Genomic DNA, 20,092 nt, shown 5'->3' on the forward strand with positions numbered 1-20,092 from the left:
ACTTCTTCGGAGACATGCAATGAGCGAGTCGTTTGTGCTGGTCGAAACCCGGGGCCGCGTCGGCCTGTTGACGCTCAACCGTCCCAAGGCGCTCAACGCGCTGAACGATCAACTGATGGATGAGCTCGGCGCGGCGCTGCTGGCTTTCGAGGACAATCCCGACATCGGCGCGGTGGTCGTCACCGGCAGCGAAAAGGCCTTCGCGGCGGGCGCCGACATCGGCGCGATGAAAGACTGGTCCTATATGGACGTCTACGGCAGCGAATACATCACCCGCAACTGGGAAACGCTCAAGCGCATCAGGAAACCCGTGATCGCCGCCGTGGCCGGCTATGCCCTGGGCGGCGGTTGCGAACTGGCCATGATGTGCGACATCATCATCGCCGCCGACACCGCCAAGTTCGGCCAGCCCGAAATCAAGCTGGGCGTGATCCCGGGCGCCGGCGGCACCCAGCGCCTGCCGCGCGCGGTGGGCAAGGCCAAGGCCATGGACCTGGCGCTGACCGCCCGCATGATGGGCGCCGAGGAAGCGGAGCGCGCCGGCCTCGTGTCGCGCGTGGTTCCCGCCGACAAGCTCATGGAAGAGGCCCTGGACGCGGCCACCGTCATCGCGTCCATGTCCCTGCCGTCGGTCATGATGGCCAAGGAATGCGTCAACCGGGCCTTCGAAGGTTCGCTGAACGAAGGCCTGCTGTTCGAGCGCCGCGTATTCCACTCGCTGTTCGCGACGGAAGACCAGAAGGAAGGGATGGCCGCTTTCACCGAAAAGCGCAAACCGGACTTCAAACACCGTTAAGCTTGGTTACGCCTGCCTCCTCGGGGGGCAGTGAGTGAAGCTCGCGCAGTGTGTGGGGGGATTTCCTTCTCTCCCTCTCCGACGCGCCCGCCAGGGCGCGTTTTTGCATTCCGATCCAAGCGCTTTCGCGGCGTTGCGCCTTGAAACGCTTGGTCAGCACCTTGTTGCCGGGTTCGGTCCTATCCTGGATGGGCGTCATCTTGAGGTGCCGCGCCAGAGAGGCTTGTCCGAACTGGCAAGTCCCGCGCGGCGGCTCGCCTGCAAACAACACCAAGAAGGAGCCTTGCATGCGTACATCTATCGCTACCCGCCGGTGGTCCGCCGCTGTGCTTGCCGGCGCGCTGAGCGCCTGCTTCGTCACCGCCGTCCAGGCTCAGTCCCCGCGTCCCTCCTTGCGCCTCGTGTCCGAAACGCCGTATCCCGCCGCCTCGGCGCCGGCGCCGCGGATGAGCGAACAGGATCTGCGCGACACGGCCGTCGACGCCTATGTCTACGCGTACCCGATGGTCCTGATGGAACTGGCCCGCCGCAAGGCCACCGCGGTGCAGAGCCCGCTGGACGGCAAGGCGCCGATGAACCAGTTCGGCCACAAGGCCTCCTTTCCGGATCCCCGCGCCGCGGACACGCCGTGGCCCAGCGCGGACGCGCTGTATTCCAGCCTGTGGTTCGACGTGTCGCAGGCGCCGCTGGTGGTGAACCTGCCGGCCACGGGGGACCGCTATTCGGTGCTGTCGGCGCTGGATATGTGGAGCGACGTGTTCGCCTCGCGCGGCGTGCGCACCAACGGCAGCGGCGCGCAATCCTTCGTCATCGTCGGTCCCGATTGGCAGGGCGCCACGCCCGCCGGCCTGGACGTCATCCGCAGCCCGACGTCCACCGGCTGGCTCATCGGCTGGACGCAGGCGGGCGGCCCGCAGGACTATGCGGCGGTCAACCAGATCCAGGCCGGCATGACCGCCAGCCCGCTGGCCGCGCCCGCGCCTGCCGCGCGGGCTGTCCGCAACCGCAACGCGGGCACCGCGTACCCGCAGACCGGGCCCGGCGTGGGAACGGCCCCCATCGGCAGCGGGCTCCAGGTGCAGACGCCGATGCCGGCGCTGCCCGACGGCACGCCGGCCGAGCAGGCCGCGGCCATGGACGCCGCCACCTTCTTCGCGCTGTTCTTCGACGTGCTGCGCAACAATCCGCCGCACGCCAACGACGCGCCCATCCTCGACCGCATGCGCCGCATCGGCCTGGACGGCCAGCGGCCCTTTTCCTACGGCAGCCTGAGCCCGGCCGTGCAGCAGGCGCTGACGGAGGCCCAGCCGCTGGCGGGCCGCCGCATCGCGGATGGCGTGTCGCGGCTGGGCACGCCGCTCAACGGCTGGAACACGGTGCTGTCCGGCATCGGCACCTACGGCACCGACTACGGGCGCCGCGCCGCCATCGCCTACGCGGGGCTGGGCGCGCCGACGCCGGAGGACGTCCTCTATCCGGTGACCGTGTCCGATTCCAAGGGTCGCATACTGGATTCCAGCGAAGACTACGTGCTGCATTTCGACAAGGGCCAGTTGCCGCCGGCCAACGCGTTCTGGTCGCTGCACGTCTATAACGGCCAGTACGGCTTTGCCGACAATCCGGCCAACCGCTACGTGCTGCGCAGCACCGACGGGCTGAAATACAACGCCGACGGTTCGCTGGACATCTATATCCAGCGGCGCGACCCGGGCGAACGCAAGCGCCCGAACTGGCTGGCCACGCCGTCCGCCGACGAGCCCTTCCTGCTCAGCATGCGCCTGTACTGGCCGCAGGACACGGCGCTGGACGGCCAGTGGGCGCCGCCGCCGGTCAAGGAAGACTGAATCCGTCCCGGCAGGCCAGCGCGGGGCCGTCCTGCCGGGACGGCCCCGCGCCTTGTCCGGCGCGGCTCGCGTCCCTATTTTTCCCGGCACAGCGGGCCGTTGTTTACACCTTACAAACGGCCGAAAGTTCATTTGCTCGGGCAAAAAGAATCACGCTATACTCTGCGGGTTTGACGCTTGCGGGATAAGAACATTTGGCGACTGCACGGTGCGTAGAAGCATAGTGCGCAGATACGCTGGTTCTGACAGGGGCAAGAAGCAAAGCGAGGAAGTTTGATGCAACAGAACTCCGTGCGGCAGTCCATGCAGCAGGGTCCGGTTGAGAGCCGAGGTATGGAAGTGTTCGACCAAGGTGCTGCGGATAAAGTTCTGGTGCTCAGCGACGCGGACCGCGCGGCGCTGGCTGCTCAAGCAAGCCGCGGGCTCCTGTTGGCATTGGCGGCGCAAGGCGCCATGGGGCTCGCAGCAGCAGTAATAGCGGGGGTTGTCGGAGGGGCGGCGGCAGGTTGGTCGGCGTTGGCGGGGGCGGGAGCGTATTTCATACCCAATGCGTTGTTCGCATTGCGCCTGGCTGTCAGCGTACGGGCCGGTAAAGCCAGTCCCTTTACCTTTCTCTCTGGTGAGTTGATCAAGCTGTTCGCAACGGCATTGCTGTTGTGGCTGCTTTCGCGTGTGGCGCAGGACAGCCTCGTTTGGCCTGCCGCGCTGCTCGGCCTGATACTCACATTGAAGGGCTACCTCCTGCTCCTGATGTTCCGCAAGTTGTCTTAGCGCCGAGCAGGTTCGCGGCAAACGAAATCGTGGAATCGTCCGATTCGCAAGGGTCGGGCATACAGCAAATAGGGTAGGATTCAAATGGCTGCTGCCAGCGACGTGTCGCCTCAGTCCGCGTATATTCAGCATCACCTGGTGCATCTGAACAATACGGGCGAGAAACAGAGCGCTATCGCTCAGTTCGACATCATCAATTACGACTCGTTGTTCTGGTCCGGCCTGATGGGTCTGATCGTCGTCTTCTTCCTGTGGCGCGCCGCGCGCCGCGCCACCAACGGCGTTCCGGGCCGTTTCCAGGCTTTCGTGGAAATGATCGTCGACATGGTCGACGACCAGGCCAAGGGCATCGTCCACAATGCCAAGAGCCGCCTGTTCATCGCCCCGCTGGCGCTTACCGTGTTCCTCTGGATCATCCTGATGAACGCGCTGGACCTGCTGCCCGTCGACCTGCTGCCCTCCATCTGGCGCCTGACCGGCCTGGGCGCGCACCATGGCGACCCGCTCTACTACCACCGCATTCTGCCGACCGCCGACCTGAACGTGCCGATGGGCATGTCGCTGGGCGTGCTGCTGCTGATGTTCTACTACGGCATCAAGATCAAGCACCCGGGCGGCTTCGTCAAGGAACTGTTCACCGCGCCGTTCCACGCGCACGGCATCGGCGCCGTGGTCCTGGCTCCCTTCAACCTGTTGCTGAACCTGATCGAATACGCCGCCAAGTCCGTCTCGCTGGGCATGCGGTTGTTCGGCAACATGTTCGCCGGCGAACTGATTTTCATGCTGATCGCCCTGCTGGGCGGCGCCTGGACCGGCTTCAACGGCGCCAGCATCGGCCTGGGCATCGGCCACATCCTGGCCGGCTCCATCTGGGCGATCTTCCACATCCTGATCGTCCTGCTGCAGGCCTTCATCTTCATGATGCTGACGCTGGTGTATCTCGGCCAGGCTCACGAAGGCCACTGACCCCCCCGAATTTCCGGCGTTGGCCATCCGGCCAACGCGGGATAGCAAGATTATCTTGCATTGAGCTGTACCCCTTATTTTTCAATTTTTGACTTCAGATTTCTAACCAAGGAGTTGTCATGACCAACGTCGCTTTCGTTGCCCTCGCTTGCGGTCTTATCATCGGTCTGGGCGCTATCGGCGCTTGCATCGGCATCGCACTGATGGGCGGCAAGTATCTGGAAGCCTCGGCTCGTCAGCCTGAGCTGATGAACGCTCTGCAAACGAAGATGTTCCTGCTGGCTGGCCTGATCGACGCGGCATTCCTGATCGGCGTGGGTATCGCCATGCTGTTCGCCTTCGCCAACCCGTTCGTCGGCTAAGGCACCGCCCGCCGGCGAAAAGGCGGGTCATGACGCTGGCGGCGATGCAGGCATACTCCATCGCCGCCAAGCAAAGTTCGAGTGCTCCGTAACGCCCCTTTCCTGGAGCGGCCGGAGCCGAAAGGTGTTAAAGGAACGACCGTGAATCTGAACGCGACGATCATTTTCCAGATGCTCGTGTTCTTCGTTCTGGGCTGGTTCACGATGAAATTCGTGTGGCCTCCTCTGACGAAGGCGATGGACGAGCGCCGCCAAAAAATCGCCGACGGCCTGGCCGCCGCCGAGAAGGGCAAGGCCGATCTGGCCCAGGCCCAGGCGCGCGTCAGTCTGATCGAGGCTTCTGCCAAGTCCGAAAACCACGCCCGCATCATCGAGGCCGAGAAGCAAGCCGCCTCCCTGATCGAGCAGGCCCGCCGCGAAGCGGAAGCCGAGCGCGCCCGTATCGTGGCGCAGGCTGCCCAGGACGCCGCGCAGGAAGTCCAGCGCGCCCGCGACCTGCTGCGCGACGACGTTGCCGCGCTGGCCGTGAAGGGTGCCGAACAGATCCTCAAGCGCGAGGTTGACGCCCGCGCACACGCCGAGCTGCTCGACCAGCTTCGCGCGCAGCTTTAATCCGGGACCGCCATGGCTGAACTTTCCACTGTTGCCCGGCCCTACGCTGAGGCGCTCTTCAGCGCGGCGCGCGACGACAAGGCCGGCTTGCCGGCCTGGTCCGACCTGGTCGGCGAAATGTCGCAGGTCGCCTCCAACCCCGACGTGCGCGAGGCCATGGCCGATCCGCGTCTGGGCGACAAGCAGCGCGTCGAGCTGTTTTCCGGCCTGATCAAGGCCGAACTGCCGCAAGCCGCCCGCAATTTCATCGCGTTGCTGGTTGAAAACGACCGGCTGTTGCTGCTGCCCGACATCGCCGAGCAATTCGCGGCGCTGCGGAATCGCCACGACGGCACGGCGCAGGCGGAAATCACCAGCGCGTTCGAGATGAGCGATGCCCAGGTCCAAGAACTGGTTGCCGCGCTCGAACAAAAATTCGGCCTCAAGCTCAAGCCCAGCGTCACCGTCGATCCGTCGCTGATCGGCGGCGTGCGCGTGGCCGTCGGTGACCAGGTGCTCGATACTTCCGTACAAGCCCAGTTGGCCCGCATGCGCGATCAGCTCGCCGCTTAAGGCAACTAACAGGATTCCAGGAGTCAATATGCAACTCAATCCCTCCGAGATCAGCGAACTGCTCAAGAGCCGCATCGAGGGCCTGGGCGCTTCGACTGATGTTCGTACCCAAGGTACCGTCGTCTCCGTGACCGACGGTATTACCCGCATCCACGGCTTGTCCGACGTGATGCAGGGCGAAATGCTCGAGTTCCCCAATAATGTTTTCGGTCTGGCACTGAACCTCGAGCGCGACTCCGTCGGCGCCGTGATTCTGGGCGACTACACCGGCGTGTCGGAAGGCGACCAGGTCAAGACGACCGGCCGCATTCTCGAAGTGCCGGTCGGCCCCGAGCTGCGCGGCCGCGTGGTCAACACGCTGGGTCTGCCGATCGACGGCAAGGGCCCGATCAACGCCAAAGAAACCGACATCATCGAGAAAGTGGCCCCCGGCGTCATCGCCCGCCGCTCGGTGTCGCAACCGCTGCAAACCGGTATCAAGGCCATCGACTCGATGGTCCCGATCGGCCGCGGCCAGCGCGAACTGATCATTGGCGACCGCCAGACCGGCAAGACCGCCGTTGCCGTCGACACCATCATCAGCCAGAAGGGCAAGGACGTCACCTGCGTGTACGTCGCCATCGGCCAGAAGGCGTCGACCATCAACAACGTGGTGCGCAAGCTCGAAGAGCACGGCGCCATGGAATACACCATCGTCGTGGCCGCTTCGGCCTCCGACTCGGCCGCCATGCAGTACCTGGCCGCCTACGCCGGCTGCACGATGGGCGAATACTTCCGCGATCGCGGCGAAGACGCCCTGATCGTCTATGACGACCTGACCAAGCAAGCCTGGGCCTACCGCCAGGTGTCGCTGCTGCTGCGCCGTCCGCCGGGCCGCGAAGCCTACCCGGGCGACGTGTTCTACCTGCACTCGCGCCTGCTCGAACGCGCCGCTCGCGTGAACGAAGAGTACGTCGAGAAGTTCACCAATGGCGCCGTCAAGGGCAAGACCGGCTCGCTGACCGCGCTGCCGATCATCGAAACGCAAGCCGGCGACGTGTCCGCCTTCGTTCCGACCAACGTGATCTCGATCACCGACGGCCAGATCTTCCTGGAAACCGACCTGTTCAACGCCGGTATCCGCCCCGCCATCAACGCCGGTATTTCGGTGTCGCGTGTCGGTGGCGCCGCGCAGACCAAGGTCGTCAAGAAGCTGTCCGGCGGTATCCGTACCGACCTGGCGCAGTACCGTGAACTGGCCGCCTTCGCGCAGTTCGCCTCCGACCTGGACGACGCCACCCGTCGCCAGCTCGAGCGCGGCAAGCGCGTGGTCGAACTGCTCAAGCAGCCGCAATACCAGCCGCTGCAGGTGTGGGAACTGGCCGTGTCGCTGTACACCGTGAACAACGGCTACCTCGACGACGTGGACGTGGCTCAGGTGCTGTCCTTCGAGAAGTCCTTCAAGGACCATCTCAAGGCCAAGCATGCCGCCTTGATCCAGCGCGTCGAAGACACCAAGGAACTGTCCAAGGACGACGACGCCGAACTGGCCGCCGCGCTCCAGGATTTCAAGAAGCACGGTGCTTTTTAAGGCAAGGTCTGGCGTAGTAGATGGGCGCGAGCCCATCCTACGGTAGGGCGGGAGCGGCGCAAGCCGACCCCGCCAGCCGTCTCAACAGGAAAGCGCAATGCCCGGAATCAAGGAAATCCGAACCAAGATCAAGAGCGTGCAAAACACGCGCAAGATCACCAAGGCGATGGAAATGGTCGCCGCATCCAAGATGCGCAAGGCGCAGGAGCGGATGCGCGCGGGCCGTCCGTACGCCACCAAGGTGCGCGAGATCGCCGCGCATCTGATGCAGGCCAACCCGGAATACAACCATCCCTACCTTCAGGAACGCGAAGTGAAGGCGGTGGGCGTGGTGCTGGTCACCACCGACAAGGGCCTGTGCGGTGGCCTGAACACCAACATCAGCCGTCTTACGCTGTCCCGCCTGAAGGAATTCGAGGCCAAGGGCATCAAGGCGCAATCGACCGCATTCGGCAACAAGGGCCTCGGCCTGTTGACCCGCATCGGCGCCAAGCTGGTGTCGCAGGAAGTCCAACTGGGCGACAAGCCCGACCTCGACCGCCTGCTGGGCGCCATCAAGGTGCAGTTGGACGACTACCTCGAAGGCCGCATCGATGCGCTCTACGTGGCGACCACCCGCTTCATCAACACGATGAAGCAGGAGCCGGTGTTCCTGCGCCTGCTGCCGCTGGCTTCCGGTTTGGATGATCCCTTCCAGTCCGGCGCGGAATCCCTGGCCCAGACGTCCGAGGTCAAGTCTGACTATAGCTGGGACTATATCTACGAACCGGACGCCAAGAGCGTGATCGACGACCTGCTCCAGCGCTACGTCGAAGGCCTTCTGTACCAGGCCGTGGCCGAGAACATGGCCTCGGAACAGTCCGCTCGTATGGTCGCCATGAAGGCGGCGTCGGACAACGCCAAGAAGGTCATCGGCGACCTCCAGTTGGTCTATAACAAGACCCGCCAGGCCGCGATCACCAAGGAAATTTCGGAAATCGTAGGGGGCGCTGCCGCGGTGTAAGCCAGGCAGTATCCCGTCAAAATATCAAGGAATCGACATGAGCAACGGAACCATCGTTCAGTGCATCGGCGCCGTGGTGGACATTCAGTTCCCCCGCGATGATATGCCCAAGATCTACGAAGCGCTCACCCTGGCCGACGAGGGTTCCTCGTTCGCCGAAAAGGGTCTGACGCTGGAAGTGCAACAACAGCTTGGCGACGGCGTGGTGCGCACCATCGCCCTGGGTTCGAGCGACGGCCTGCGCCGCGGCATGGGCGTAGCCCGTACCGGCGCCCCGATCTCGGTGCCCGTCGGCCACGGCACGCTGGGCCGCATCATGGACGTGCTGGGTCGCCCGATCGACGAAGCCGGCCCCATCAAGTCCGACGAAAAGCGCGCGATTCACCAGGCCGCCCCGAAGTTCGACGAACTGTCGCCTTCGGTGGAACTGCTGGAAACCGGCATCAAGGTTATCGATCTGGTCTGCCCGTTCGCCAAGGGCGGCAAGGTCGGCCTGTTCGGCGGCGCCGGCGTGGGCAAGACCGTCAACATGATGGAACTGATCAACAACATCGCCAAGCAGCACAGCGGTCTGTCGGTGTTCGCCGGCGTGGGTGAGCGTACCCGCGAAGGCAACGACTTCTACCACGAAATGGAAGAGTCGAACGTTCTGGACAAGGTCGCGATGGTGTTCGGCCAGATGAACGAACCCCCGGGCAACCGTCTGCGCGTGGCGCTGACCGGCCTGACGATGGCCGAGAAGTTCCGCGACGAAGGCCGCGACATCCTGTTCTTCGTCGACAACATCTACCGTTACACCCTGGCCGGCACCGAAGTGTCCGCGCTGCTGGGCCGCATGCCGTCGGCGGTGGGCTACCAGCCCACGCTGGCCGAGGAAATGGGCGTTCTGCAAGAGCGCATCACCTCGACCAAGACCGGCTCGATCACGTCGATCCAGGCCGTGTACGTGCCTGCCGACGACTTGACCGACCCGTCGCCCGCCACGACCTTCCAGCATTTGGACTCGACCGTCGTGCTGTCGCGTGACATCGCCGCCCTGGGTATCTACCCGGCCGTGGATCCGCTGGATTCGTCCAGCCGCCAGCTCGACCCGCAAGTCGTGGGCGAAGAGCACTACGGCGTGGCCCGCGGCGTGCAGCAAACGCTGCAGCGCTACAAGGAACTGCGCGACATCATCGCGATTCTGGGCATGGACGAACTGTCGCCGGAAGACAAGCAGGCCGTGGCCCGCGCGCGCAAGATCCAGCGCTTCCTGTCGCAGCCGTTCCACGTGGCCGAAGTGTTCACGGGCTCGCCCGGCAAGTACGTGCCGCTGGCCGAAACCATCCGCGGCTTCAAGATGATCGTCGACGGCGAATGCGATTCGCTGCCCGAGCAGGCCTTCTACATGGTCGGCACGATTGACGAGGCCTTCGAGAAGGCCAAGAAACTGCAATAAGGATCCACTATGGCTACCCTGCATGTCGATGTGGTCAGCGCAGAGGAAGCGATCTTCTCCGGTGAGGCGAAGTTCGTGGTTCTGCCTGGCGAGTCGGGTGAGCTGGGCATTCTGCCCGGCCACACCCCGCTGATTTCGCGCATCCGCCCCGGAACGCTCAAGATCGTTCGTGCCGACCAGGGCGAGGAAACCGTCTTCGTCGCCGGGGGCATTCTGGAAGTGCAGCCGGGCAGCGTGACGGTTCTGGCCGACACGGCCATCCGTGCCGCCGACCTGGACGAGGCCCGCGCCCTGGAAGCGCGCAAGAAGGCCGAAGACGCCCTGGCGAACGCCAAGGACAAGGCGGACATCGCTGTCGTCGAAGCCGAGCTCGCCATGCTGGCTGCCCAAGCCGCCGCGGCGCGCAAGCTGCGCGAAGGGCGCCGTTCGCACTAAGCGGCGCAATTCACCGCCGGGGTTCGCCCCGGATTCAAAAAGCGGCCCTCCGGGGCCGCTTTTTTTCGTCCCGGGCCGTCCGGGATGGCGGCCGCTACCCCGCGGGGCGGTGGAACCCCGCAATGCGTTCAGTACGAATAGCGGCGCGCGGCGCGCGCCAGTAGCCTTCGGCTTGGCTCAATCAAGCGTGGGAGGAAGCGTGCGAGACGTCCTGGATTGCGGGGTTCTGCTGGCGCCGGGCCATGAGGCGGCCATGCGCGACTGGGTCGGCCGGCATTCCGTCCGGGCGACGCGGCTGCGGCTGCACCTGGTGTCCCTCAGTCCCCTGCGCTACGCGGCCGCCACGGCAGCGGCGCTTCAGGCGCCGGAAGGGCCGGACGTCCAGGCGCTGGCGAGGCTGGCGGTGGCGCTCAAGCGCTACGACGCCTGCATCCTGCCGGTGGCGCCCGCGTCGCTCGCCTGGACGCGGATGGCCCTGCAGCAGGCCGGCGCCGCGCTGAGCACGCCGGTCCTGCTGTTCGTCCACGACGTGAAGGCGCCCGCCATCGAAGACTTGCTGGGCCTGGGCGCCTGGGATTTCATGATGCAGCCGGCCTGCCCGGAAAGCATGCGCGTGCGGCTGGGCCGCCTGGCCAGGCCCGCCGCCAGGCTGGCGGCCCTGCGGGAGCCCTCCGTGGATTACCCCGCGGCGGCAAGGTCCGCGGCCGCCGGCGGCGCCTGGCAGCCCGCCGCGTCCCGGCCCCGGGTGCCGGCGGACGTGGTCGAACAGGCCTTGTCCGGCCTGCGCCATCAACACCAGCGCGCCGCGCAGGAATCCTTCAGGGCGGCCAAGGCGCGGGTGGTGGACGGCTTCGAGCGCGACTACATCCGCCTGGCGCTGTCGCGCCACGGCGGCAACGTGGCGCAGGCGGCGCGGGCCTGCAGCAAGCACCGGCGGGCGTTCTGGGCGCTGATGCGCAAGCACGGCATCGAAGCGGCGCCCTACAGGCAGGCGGCGCAGGCGCGCGAAGACTGAGGCGCCGGGCCGGCGTCTGGCGCCGGCATCGTCCGCCGCGAGCACCGGGCTTGCGCCTGGGCAAGCCTGCCGCGGGCGGTTCCGGCGCCTTGCTGGCCAAGGGAAGTAAAATCACGGCTTCCGATCATCGAGGATAGTCGTGTCTGCTTCCGTCTTGAAGAACGATGTGTTCTTGCGCTCGCTCCTGCGTGAGCCCGTGCCCTACACCCCCATCTGGCTGATGCGCCAGGCGGGACGCTACCTGCCCGAGTACCGTCAGACGCGTGCCCGAGCAGGTTCGTTCATGGGTCTTGCCCAGAACCCGGACTACGCCGCGGAAGTCACGCTCCAGCCGCTGGAGCGTTTCGACCTGGACGCGGCCATCCTGTTCTCCGACATCCTGACCGTGCCGCACGCCATGGGCCTGGGCCTGGACTTCGCCGAAGGCGAGGGCCCGCGTTTCGCGCGCCCGGTGCGCACCGAGGAAGACGTGGCGCGCCTGGCCGTGCCCGACATGGACAAGCTGCGCTATGTCTTCGACGCCGTGGGCGTGATCCGGCGCGAACTGGACGGCAAGGTGCCGCTGATCGGTTTCGCCGGCAGCCCCTGGACCATCGCCTGCTACATGGTCGAAGGCCAGGGCAGCGACGACTACCGCCTGATCAAGACGATGCTGTACGCGCGTCCCGACCTGCTGCACCGCATCCTCGAGATCAACGCCGAAGCCACGCTGCAATACTTGAACGCGCAGATCGCCGCCGGCGCGCAGGCCGTGATGCTGTTCGATAGCTGGGGCGGCGTGCTCGCCGACGGCCTGTTCCAGCAATTCTCGCTGGCCTACACCCGGAAGGTGGTGGCCGGCCTGAACCGTGAAAACGAAGGCCGCCGCGTGCCCGTCATCGTGTTCACCAAGGGCGGCGGGCAGTGGCTGGAGGAGATCGCCGCCTGCGGCTGCGACGCCATGGGCCTGGACTGGACGGTGGACCTGGCGGCCGCGCGGCGCCGCACCGGGGATGCCGTCGCCTTCCAGGGGAACCTGGATCCGATGGCCCTGTTCGGCGGCGCGTCCGCCATCCGCGCGGAAGCGCGGCGCGTGCTGGACGCCTTCGGCCCGGTGGGCAAGGGCGGCCATGTCTTCAATCTGGGGCATGGCATTTCGCGGTTCACTCCTCCGGAAGCGGTAGCCGAATTGGTGGATGAAGTCCACCGCCACAGCCGTTCGCTCAGGGGGTAAGTAAGTGGACGCTTCGGCCCATAGGGCCGGAGCAGCGCGCACTTGTGCACAGCAAGATTGCTCTCGGGGAAAACCCTTTAGAAGCTAGTTTACAATCTTGAAAGATTGCGTAAGTCGCTGTTTTTCAAGGTGAAATACGAGTTTTCAACAAGATTTCACATGTTCGCGAAATCTTGCCTTATTCCAAATCCCGATGTTGCTCCAGCCTTTTCCCCAAAGTTATCCACAGGCGGGAAAGGCGCGCGAGGGCGTCAGCCAGGGTCATCCTTCCATATGCACCGTCCAAGCATCCATGTCTGAAGCGCAGGCGACCATGACTCCCCCGGCGGTCTGCTGGGTGCGAGTGGCGCTGGACGTGCCGCTGCCCGGCCCCTTCGATTACCGGAGCGAGGCGCCGGTGACGGTCGGCTTGCGGGTCATCGTGCCGTTCGGCCGGCGCAAGCTCATCGGCGTGGTGGTGGACAACCCGGCCGAGCCGTCTTACGACCCCAAGCAGATACGGCCGATCGAAGAGGTGCTGGAAGACCTGCCGCCCTTCGACGAGGGCTGGCTGCGCCTGGCCCGCTTCGCCGCGGACTATTACCAGCGCCCGCTGGGCGAAGTGATGCTGCCCACGCTGCCGCCGCCCCTGCGCAAGCCGACCGCCTACCAGGGCAAGCGCTCGGCGGGCGGGCCGGTGGCCCGGCTGGACGGGCGCAAGCGCAAGGCGGCGCGGGCGCCGGCCGCCGCCGACGAGCCGCCGGCGCTCAACGACGCCCAGCGCACCGCCGTGGACACCATCGGCGCCCTGGACGGGTTCAAGCCGGTGCTGCTGCACGGCGTGACCGGCAGCGGCAAGACCGAGGTGTACCTGCGGACGGCCGAGAAGGTGCTGGCGGCCGGCCGCCAGGTGCTGCTGATGGTGCCCGAGATCAACCTGACCCCGCAGTTGGAAGGCGCGCTGCGCGCGCGCCTGGAGGCGCTGGTCGGGCCGGACGGGCTGGCCGTCATGCACAGCGGCCTGTCCGACGGCGAGCGCCTGCAGGCCTGGACCCGCGCCCAGCGCGGCCAGGCGCGCATGCTGCTGGGCACGCGCATGTCGGTGTTCGCGCCCCTGGGCGAACTGGGCCTGATCGTGGTGGACGAGGAGCACGACGCGTCCTACAAACAGCAGGACGGCCTGCGCTATTCGGCGCGGGACCTCGCCGTGTGGCGCGCGCACGATCTGGACATCCCCGTGGTGCTGGGATCCGCCACGCCGTCGCTGGAAACCTGGCAGCACGCCGAGCGCGGCCGCTACCTGCGGCTGGGCCTGCCGGCGCGCGCGCGCGCCAGCAGCCTGCCGTCCATGCGCCTGGTGGACACGCGCCGGCTGCAAATGAAGCACGGCATGTCGCCGCAACTGCTGGAGGCCATCGGCCAGCGCCTGGAGCGCAAGGAACAGTCGCTGATCTTCCTGAACCGGCGCGGCTATTCCCCGGTGCTGCATTGCCAGTCCTGCGCCTGGGTGAGCAATTGTCCGCGCTGCACGGCGTTCACCGTCCTGCACCGCAACGAAGGCCGCGGCCACCGCCTGCAATGCCACCATTGCGGCTACCAGGCGCCGGTGCCGCGCGCCTGCCCGGAATGCGGCGACCAGGACCTGGCGCCGATGGGGCGCGGCACGCAGCGCGTGGAAGAGCACCTGGCCGAACTGTTCCCCGGCGCCCGCATCCTGCGCATCGACGCCGACAGCACGCGCAAAAAGGGCAGCGCCGAAGCGCTGTTCGCGTCGGTGCACGCCGGCGAGGTGGACATCCTGGTGGGCACGCAGATGGTGGCCAAGGGCCACGATTTCGCGCGGCTGGGGCTGGTGGGGGTGCTGAACGCGGATTCGATGCTGTTCGCGCATGACTTCCGCGCGCCGGAACGCCTGTTCGCGCAATTGATGCAGGTGGCCGGCCGGGCGGGCCGGCACCAGGGCAACGGCGAGGTGCTGATCCAGACCGGATACCCCGAGCAGCCGGTCTACCAGGCCTTGCTGCGGCACGATTATGCGGGCTTCGCCCGCCACGCCCTGCACGAGCGCGAAAGCACCGGCCTGCCGCCTTTCGTCTACCAGGCGCTGCTGACCGCAGAGGCGCGGGAGCTGAAGGTGGCCCAGGAATTCCTGGAGCGGGCGCGGGTCCTGCCCGAGGGCGAGTGGGCGGCGGATTTTCCCGGCCTGGACGCCATCATGCTGTACGACCCCGTGCCCCTGCGCGTGGTGCGCGTGGCCAATATCGAGCGCGCGCAACTGCTGGTGGAAAGCGGCAGCCGGCCGGCCTTGCAGGCGTTCCTGGCGTCGTGGTCGCACCACCTGCCGTATTTGGCCAACGAGGCCCGCGTGCGCTGGCAACTGGAAGTCGATCCGCTGGAAATCTGACGGCGGCGGCCCTCCATGCGTCTTGGGCCCGATTGTTCTATGATCTTTCTCCTCTATCGCGCCGGCGCGGCGAACCCGCCGCGGCGGCCGCGCCCGTCCCCTTTTTCTCGCGCAGTGCCGGCCCGCTGACGGGCGGCCGCAAGCCCCGCGCTTGCCGGCCGCGCCCGCATTGCGGCTGCCGCAATGCATGACTATCCGACCCAAATGTCCGCAAGCGAACCGATAGGCCTAGGCATGAATCCCGCCCAGAGGGAGGCGGTGCTTTACCTGGACGGCCCCTGCCTGGTGCTGGCCGGCGCCGGCAGCGGCAAGACACGGGTGATCACGCAGAAGATCGCGTACCTGCTGCGCGAGTGCGGCTATATGGGCCGCAACGTGGTGGCGCTGACCTTCACCAACAAGGCCGCGCGCGAAATGGACGAGCGCGTGAAGACGCTGGTGGACCGCAAGCTGTCCAAGGGGCTGATCATCAGCACCTTCCATTCGCTGGGCGTGAAGATGCTGCGCGAGGAAGCGCGCAATGCCGGCCTGAAGCCCACGTTTTCGATCCTGGACGCCGACGATGCCATGGCGATCATCCAGGAACTGCTGGGCACGACCGACAAGGCGCGGCTGCGCCACGTGCAGGGCATCATCTCGCTGTGGAAGAACGCGCTGATGGAGCCGGACGATGCCGCGCGCGAGGCCATCACGCCGGGCGACGTGGAGGCGGCCAACGTGTACCGCAGCTACGCCGCCACGCTGGCGGCCTATCAGGCGGTGGACTTCGACGACCTGATCCGCATCCCCGCCCAATTGCTGGCCAGCAATGAAGAAGTCCGCACCCGCTGGCAGAACCGCGTGCGCTACCTGCTGGTGGACGAATACCAGGACACCAACGTGTGCCAGTACCGCCTGGTGCAGTTGCTGACCGGATCGCGCGCCATGTTCACGGCGGTGGGCGACGACGACCAGGCCATCTACGCCTGGCGCGGCGCGACCATCGAGAACCTGGCGAAGCTGACGACCGACTATCCCAGCATCAAGCTCATCAAGCTGGAGCAGAACTACCGCTCGGTCCAGCGCATCCTCGCGGCCGCCAACCAGGTGATCGAGAAGAACCCCAAGCTGTTCGACAAGAAGCTGTGGTCCGATCTGGGCGTGGGCGAACCCATCCTGGTGTCGGCGATGGACGGCGAAGAGCACGAGGCGGAGTCCATCGCGGTGAAGGTATCGGCCGCCCGCTTCGAACGCCAGGCGCAATGGAAGGACTTCGCCATCCTGTACCGCAGCAACCATCAGTCGCGCATCCTGGAGCAGGCGCTGCGCAACCTGAAGATCCCGTACACGATCTCGGGCGGGCAGAGCTTTTTCGACAAGGCCGAAGTGCGCGACGTGCTGGCCTATCTGCGCCTGATCGCCAACGACGAGGACGACCCCGCGTTCATCCGCGCGGCGACCACGCCCAAGCGCGGCATCGGACAGGCCACGCTGCAAGTGCTGGGCCAGTACGCGGCCGGCCGGGAACTGTCGCTGCTGGCGGCGGTGGCGGAAACCGGCCTGGAAAGCCAGTTGGCGCCGCGCCAACTGGAGCCGCTGCGCACCTTCGCCGAATTCATCCGCCGCATGCAGTGGCGCGCCGGGCGCGGCGCGGCATCCGGCAAGGACGCCGCGCCCGCCGAGCCCGCGGGCGTGCTTCTGGACGACTTGCTGGAGGCCATCCAGTACGAGCGCCACCTGTACGAACTGTTCGAGGAACGCCCCGCGCAGACGCGCTGGCAGAACGTGCTGGAACTGACCGGCTGGCTCAAGCGCAAGGCCGAGGAAGACGACATGACGCTCTTCGAGCTGGTCCAGCACGTGGCGCTGGTCACCATGCTGGAGCGGGGAGAGGAAGAAGAGCCCGACGCGGTCAAGATGTCCACGCTGCACGCGTCCAAGGGGCTGGAGTATCCGCACGTGTACCTGGCGGGGGTGGAAGAGGGCCTGCTGCCGCACCTGGGCAAGGACGACGAGGTCGGCGACCCGGCGCGCGCGGCGGAAAACCTGGCGACGCGCATCCAGGAAGAGCGCCGGCTGATGTACGTGGGCATCACCCGCGCGCAGCGCAGCCTGAACCTGAGCTGGTGCAAGCGCCGGCGCCGCGCGCGCGAGGACCTCGTGCGCGAACCGTCCCGTTTCATCGAGGAAATGGGCCTGGGCGACGTCCGCATCCAGGAGGACGAGGCCACGGCCGCCATGAACCCCAAGGAGCGCATGGCCATGCTGAAGGCGCTGCTGAAGAAGTAGAGGGGCCCGCCGAGGGGGGCCGCCTAGGCGCCCTGGGCGCTTGTGGAACCTCGCGGGCTGCTCCTACACTGGATTGCGCCCGTCCCGCCGTCCGGGCGCGGAATCCCTGCCGGAAAGAAGGAGCGCGTCATGTGTCGTTGGCTGGCCTATAGCGGTAGTCCCATACAGATGGAGAGCGTGCTTTTCAAAGCCAAGCACTCCCTGATCGACCAGAGCCTGCATGCGCGCCTGGGCGCCACCACCACCAATGGCGATGGCTTCGGCCTGGGCTGGTACGGCCGCCCCTTGGATGGCCGGCCCCTGGAGCCGCCGTTCCGCTATCGCAGCGTGCATCCGGCCTGGAACGACCGCAACCTGCGCGAGGCGGCGCGCGCGATCCACGCGCCGCTGTTCGTCGCGCATATCCGCGCCGCCACCGACACGCCGGCGCAGGAGACCAATTGCCATCCGTTCCGGCACGGGCAGTGGCTGTTCGTGCACAACGGCGTCATCCGCGACTATCCGCTGCTCAGGCGCGACCTGATGCTGATGATCGCGCCCGCGTATTTCGGGTCGCTGGAAGGGTCCACGGATTCGGAGGTGATGTTCCTGCTGGCGCTCAGTTTCGGCCTGGAGGAAGACCCGCTCCTCGCGCTGGCCCGCATGGTGGGCGCGGTGGAGGAGACGGGCCGGCGGCACGGGGTGGCGCAACCCATCAACATGACGGTCTGCGCGCTGGACGGGGAACGCCTGATCGCGGTGCGCTACTCCAGCGAGGGCGATTCGCGCACCCTGTTCCACAACACCTGCGTGCATCACCTGCGCCAGTTGTACCCCGACAATCCGCAGATCGCGGCGCTGGACGACGATGCCTTCCTGCTGCTGTCGGAGCCCTTGACCGAAATGCCGGGCGCCTGGGAAGCGGTTCCCGAAGCCACCGCCATCATCGCGGGGCGCGGCGGGGTGACGCACCATCCGTTCGCGCCGGTGCCGCCGGGGGCGTGAGTCCGGCCGGCCCGGCCGAAAACGCCGGAAAACCCGGGAAAACGGGGTCATCAAGCACGTATTGTCCATATAGGGGAGAATACGGATCGCATGACTGTGCGACGTCCTGGGCCGCGAAAGCACCCTACTACCAATAAGGAAGTTGCATGACCGATAGCCGAACCCCGCAAGCCTCTGAAGCACTAGCGGTGTTTAACCACACGGGGAGCGCCCCGGATTGCTTTGAACTGCACGAGCATGGCGTCGTCAGCCGACAGGGCGACACGCGCACTTACACCGCATTCGCGGATATCCAGGACCTCTGCCTGTTCGCCTCCGGGCCGGACGCCACCGCGGGCCTGATCGACAACTTCGCCTATCGCACCCGCGCGGCGGATGGCTGGACGCTGGTGTCCGGCGACGTCGGCGAATTCAGCAAGCTCATGGACGCCTTCCGCTCGCGCTACGTCGCGCAGCGCCTGCCCGTGCTGGAAGAGACGATCGCCGACGGCGGGAGCGTCGCGTTCCGCTATGTCCGCGGCGGCGTCTTCCCGGACCTGCAGACGCAGGAGCTGGCCCTGTCGGCGGAAGGCCTGCACATCGACGGCGCCACGTGGCCGTACGAGTCGCTCAAGCGCATCGACCTGAACCACTGGGCCGAGACGGTCAGCCTGCAGGACGAGCAGGGCAAGACTGTGTTTTCGTGCCTGGCCACGCGCATACTGAGTTCGGATTTGTTCGTGAACCTGGTCTACGACCGGTTGGGACGGACGGCGGAGTACGCTTGAGCTTGGGTTAGCCTTAGATTAGCCGGTGTCTGACACCCGGGGGACGCTGTCTCAAGCTGGCTAGGGCATTTCGTATGGGTGTCGGACACGCGGAGGGGTTACGTGTGCAAATCCGGATTCAGCGTGCCCCAGGCCGCGGTCCGCACCAGGCACTCCACTGCGCCGGTCTGCGAGTTGCGGCGGAACAGCAGGCCGTGCTGGCCCGCCAGCGAGGTCGCCTTCACCACCGCGCCCTCCGGCGTCAGCACGCGCGTTCCCGCGGTGATGTAGCAGCCGGCTTCCACCACGCAATCGTCGCCCAGCGAAATCCCGATGCCGGAGTTGGCGCCGAGCAGGCAGCGCTTGCCGATGGACACCACCTGCTTGCCGCCGCCTGACATGGTGCCCATGATGGAGGCGCCGCCGCCGATATCGCTGCCGTCTCCGACGATGACACCCGCGCTGATGCGGCCTTCGACCATCGAGGCGCCCAGCGTGCCCGCGTTGAAATTGCAGAAGCCTTCGTGCAATACCGTGGTGCCGGGCGACAGATGCGCACCCAGCCGCACGCGCGCCGTGTCGGCGATGCGCACGCCGCCGGGCATGACGTAGTCGGTCATGCGGGGAATCTTGTCCACGCCGCGGATCTCCAGCACCTGCCCGGACGCGCGCAGGTGCCAGCGCAGGGCGTCCACCTGGTCCACCGCGCAGGGGCCGGCCGACGTCCACGCCACGTTGGACAGCACGTTGAACAGGCCGTCCAGGTTGGCGCCGTGCGGACGGATCAGCCGGTGGCTGAGCAGGTGCAGGCGCAGGTAGGCGTCATGCGCGTCGGCCGGCGGCTCGTCCAGCGACGCGATGGCGGTGCGCACGGCCACGATGTCCACCTTGCGGCGGGTGTCCCGGATCAGGGCGGTCGGTACGTGTTCGCCGAGCGCGGCGCGGGCCTCTTCCGGCGTCAGGTGGCGCGTGCCGGTGGCGGGCGAATTGTCGGCGAGCGACGGGCGGGGATACCAGGTGTCCAGGATGGCGCCGTCGGCGGCCAGCGTGGCGATGCCGTAGGCGATGGCGCTGAGGGGCGTAGGGGTATCGGACATGATGGCTGAGGCGAGAGCGCGGTCGGGGGGGTAATTC

19 protein-coding genes are annotated in these 20,092 nt (G+C 66.5%); 17 read left to right on the forward strand and 2 right to left on the reverse strand.

Features of this window, described 5'->3' with window-relative positions:
- Positions 1-19 precede the first annotated feature (19 nt).
- Positions 20-796: an enoyl-CoA hydratase gene (locus tag AVE30378_RS25750; RefSeq protein WP_129244965.1), complete on the forward strand. Its 777-nt coding sequence runs from the start codon at positions 20-22 to the stop codon at positions 794-796.
- On the opposite strand, the gene AVE30378_RS25755 is transcribed toward AVE30378_RS25750, so the two are convergent.
- Positions 783-1,085, reverse strand: coding sequence for a hypothetical protein (locus tag AVE30378_RS25755; protein ID WP_129244967.1), 303 nt, complete (start codon positions 1,083-1,085; stop codon positions 783-785). The genes AVE30378_RS25750 and AVE30378_RS25755 overlap by 14 nt on opposite strands.
- Between AVE30378_RS25755 and AVE30378_RS25760 the strand changes: the two genes are divergently transcribed.
- From AVE30378_RS25760 to AVE30378_RS25835, 16 genes are all read left to right on the forward strand, one after another.
- Positions 1,084-2,640, forward strand: coding sequence for a DUF1254 domain-containing protein (locus AVE30378_RS25760; protein ID WP_129244969.1), 1,557 nt, complete (start codon positions 1,084-1,086; stop codon positions 2,638-2,640). The two genes, AVE30378_RS25755 and AVE30378_RS25760, sit on opposite strands and share 2 nt — an antisense overlap.
- A gap of 333 nt (positions 2,641-2,973) precedes the next feature.
- Positions 2,974-3,411, forward strand: a complete 438-nt coding sequence (locus AVE30378_RS25765) for an ATP synthase subunit I (protein ID WP_129245029.1) — start codon at positions 2,974-2,976, stop codon at positions 3,409-3,411.
- Positions 3,412-3,495: 84 nt separating this feature from the next.
- Positions 3,496-4,377 carry a F0F1 ATP synthase subunit A gene (atpB, locus tag AVE30378_RS25770; RefSeq protein ID WP_129244971.1) on the forward strand — a complete coding sequence of 294 codons (882 nt, stop codon included), beginning with the start codon at positions 3,496-3,498 and terminating at the stop codon, positions 4,375-4,377.
- Between the two features lie 119 nt (positions 4,378-4,496).
- Positions 4,497-4,739 carry a F0F1 ATP synthase subunit C gene (gene atpE / locus AVE30378_RS25775; RefSeq protein WP_003815363.1) on the forward strand — a complete coding sequence of 81 codons (243 nt, stop codon included), beginning with the start codon at positions 4,497-4,499 and terminating at the stop codon, positions 4,737-4,739.
- 141 nt (positions 4,740-4,880) lie between these two features.
- Positions 4,881-5,351, forward strand: a complete 471-nt coding sequence (locus AVE30378_RS25780; protein WP_129244974.1) for a F0F1 ATP synthase subunit B — start codon at positions 4,881-4,883, stop codon at positions 5,349-5,351.
- 12 nt (positions 5,352-5,363) lie between these two features.
- On the forward strand, positions 5,364-5,903 hold the full coding sequence (locus tag AVE30378_RS25785) for a F0F1 ATP synthase subunit delta (RefSeq protein ID WP_129244976.1): 540 nt from the start codon (positions 5,364-5,366) through the stop codon (positions 5,901-5,903).
- A 28-nt stretch (positions 5,904-5,931) separates the two neighbouring features.
- Positions 5,932-7,473: a F0F1 ATP synthase subunit alpha gene (gene atpA / locus AVE30378_RS25790; protein WP_129244977.1), complete on the forward strand. Its 1,542-nt coding sequence runs from the start codon at positions 5,932-5,934 to the stop codon at positions 7,471-7,473.
- A 97-nt stretch (positions 7,474-7,570) separates the two neighbouring features.
- A complete protein-coding gene (atpG, locus tag AVE30378_RS25795; RefSeq protein WP_129244979.1) occupies positions 7,571-8,476 on the forward strand; it encodes a F0F1 ATP synthase subunit gamma in 906 nt (301 codons plus the stop codon).
- Positions 8,477-8,513: 37 nt separating this feature from the next.
- Positions 8,514-9,914 carry a F0F1 ATP synthase subunit beta gene (gene atpD, locus AVE30378_RS25800; RefSeq protein ID WP_129244981.1) on the forward strand — a complete coding sequence of 467 codons (1,401 nt, stop codon included), beginning with the start codon at positions 8,514-8,516 and terminating at the stop codon, positions 9,912-9,914.
- Between the two features lie 9 nt (positions 9,915-9,923).
- Positions 9,924-10,349 carry a F0F1 ATP synthase subunit epsilon gene (locus AVE30378_RS25805; protein ID WP_129244983.1) on the forward strand — a complete coding sequence of 142 codons (426 nt, stop codon included), beginning with the start codon at positions 9,924-9,926 and terminating at the stop codon, positions 10,347-10,349.
- Between the two features lie 199 nt (positions 10,350-10,548).
- Entirely contained in the window at positions 10,549-11,364 is an 816-nt protein-coding gene (locus AVE30378_RS25810; protein ID WP_244235148.1) for a helix-turn-helix domain-containing protein, read from the forward strand.
- 139 nt (positions 11,365-11,503) lie between these two features.
- Positions 11,504-12,577, forward strand: a complete 1,074-nt coding sequence (gene hemE, locus AVE30378_RS25815) for a uroporphyrinogen decarboxylase (RefSeq protein WP_129244985.1) — start codon at positions 11,504-11,506, stop codon at positions 12,575-12,577.
- A 292-nt stretch (positions 12,578-12,869) separates the two neighbouring features.
- Positions 12,870-14,960, forward strand: coding sequence for a primosomal protein N' (locus tag AVE30378_RS25820; RefSeq protein WP_129244988.1), 2,091 nt, complete (start codon positions 12,870-12,872; stop codon positions 14,958-14,960).
- Between the two features lie 204 nt (positions 14,961-15,164).
- Positions 15,165-17,228, forward strand: a complete 2,064-nt coding sequence (locus tag AVE30378_RS25825) for a UvrD-helicase domain-containing protein (protein WP_129244990.1) — start codon at positions 15,165-15,167, stop codon at positions 17,226-17,228.
- Between the two features lie 129 nt (positions 17,229-17,357).
- Complete coding sequence (locus AVE30378_RS25830) at positions 17,358-18,212, forward strand: class II glutamine amidotransferase (RefSeq protein ID WP_129244992.1); 855 nt, start codon at positions 17,358-17,360, stop codon at positions 18,210-18,212.
- A 146-nt stretch (positions 18,213-18,358) separates the two neighbouring features.
- A complete protein-coding gene (locus AVE30378_RS25835; RefSeq protein WP_129244994.1) occupies positions 18,359-18,979 on the forward strand; it encodes a hypothetical protein in 621 nt (206 codons plus the stop codon).
- Positions 18,980-19,077: 98 nt separating this feature from the next.
- Here the strand turns inward: AVE30378_RS25835 and dapD are convergent, their stop codons facing one another.
- Positions 19,078-20,055: a 2,3,4,5-tetrahydropyridine-2,6-dicarboxylate N-succinyltransferase gene (gene dapD / locus AVE30378_RS25840; RefSeq protein ID WP_129244996.1), complete on the reverse strand. Its 978-nt coding sequence runs from the start codon at positions 20,053-20,055 to the stop codon at positions 19,078-19,080.
- Positions 20,056-20,092 lie beyond the last annotated feature (37 nt).

The organism is Achromobacter veterisilvae, assembly GCF_900496975.1.
GTDB lineage: Bacteria > Pseudomonadota > Gammaproteobacteria > Burkholderiales > Burkholderiaceae_B > Achromobacter > Achromobacter veterisilvae.

Bases quoted from the DNA above. Each gene is read 5' to 3' on its own strand.
- AVE30378_RS25835 (WP_129244994.1), top strand. From the start codon at position 18,359: ATGACCGATAGCCGAACCCCGCAAGCCTCTGAAGCACTAGCGGTGTTT.
- AVE30378_RS25820 (WP_129244988.1), top strand. From the start codon at position 12,870: ATGTCTGAAGCGCAGGCGACCATGACTCCCCCGGCGGTCTGCTGGGTG.
- atpD (WP_129244981.1), top strand. From the start codon at position 8,514: ATGAGCAACGGAACCATCGTTCAGTGCATCGGCGCCGTGGTGGACATT.
- AVE30378_RS25825 (WP_129244990.1), top strand. From the start codon at position 15,165: ATGTCCGCAAGCGAACCGATAGGCCTAGGCATGAATCCCGCCCAGAGG.
- atpB (WP_129244971.1), top strand. From the start codon at position 3,496: ATGGCTGCTGCCAGCGACGTGTCGCCTCAGTCCGCGTATATTCAGCAT.
- atpG (WP_129244979.1), top strand. From the start codon at position 7,571: ATGCCCGGAATCAAGGAAATCCGAACCAAGATCAAGAGCGTGCAAAAC.
- atpA (WP_129244977.1), top strand. From the start codon at position 5,932: ATGCAACTCAATCCCTCCGAGATCAGCGAACTGCTCAAGAGCCGCATC.
- AVE30378_RS25830 (WP_129244992.1), top strand. From the start codon at position 17,358: ATGTGTCGTTGGCTGGCCTATAGCGGTAGTCCCATACAGATGGAGAGC.
- dapD (WP_129244996.1), bottom strand. From the start codon at position 20,055: ATGTCCGATACCCCTACGCCCCTCAGCGCCATCGCCTACGGCATCGCC.
- AVE30378_RS25765 (WP_129245029.1), top strand. From the start codon at position 2,974: ATGGAAGTGTTCGACCAAGGTGCTGCGGATAAAGTTCTGGTGCTCAGC.
- AVE30378_RS25750 (WP_129244965.1), top strand. From the start codon at position 20: ATGAGCGAGTCGTTTGTGCTGGTCGAAACCCGGGGCCGCGTCGGCCTG.
- AVE30378_RS25805 (WP_129244983.1), top strand. From the start codon at position 9,924: ATGGCTACCCTGCATGTCGATGTGGTCAGCGCAGAGGAAGCGATCTTC.
- AVE30378_RS25760 (WP_129244969.1), top strand. From the start codon at position 1,084: ATGCGTACATCTATCGCTACCCGCCGGTGGTCCGCCGCTGTGCTTGCC.
- AVE30378_RS25785 (WP_129244976.1), top strand. From the start codon at position 5,364: ATGGCTGAACTTTCCACTGTTGCCCGGCCCTACGCTGAGGCGCTCTTC.
- AVE30378_RS25755 (WP_129244967.1), bottom strand. From the start codon at position 1,085: ATGCAAGGCTCCTTCTTGGTGTTGTTTGCAGGCGAGCCGCCGCGCGGG.
- atpE (WP_003815363.1), top strand. From the start codon at position 4,497: ATGACCAACGTCGCTTTCGTTGCCCTCGCTTGCGGTCTTATCATCGGT.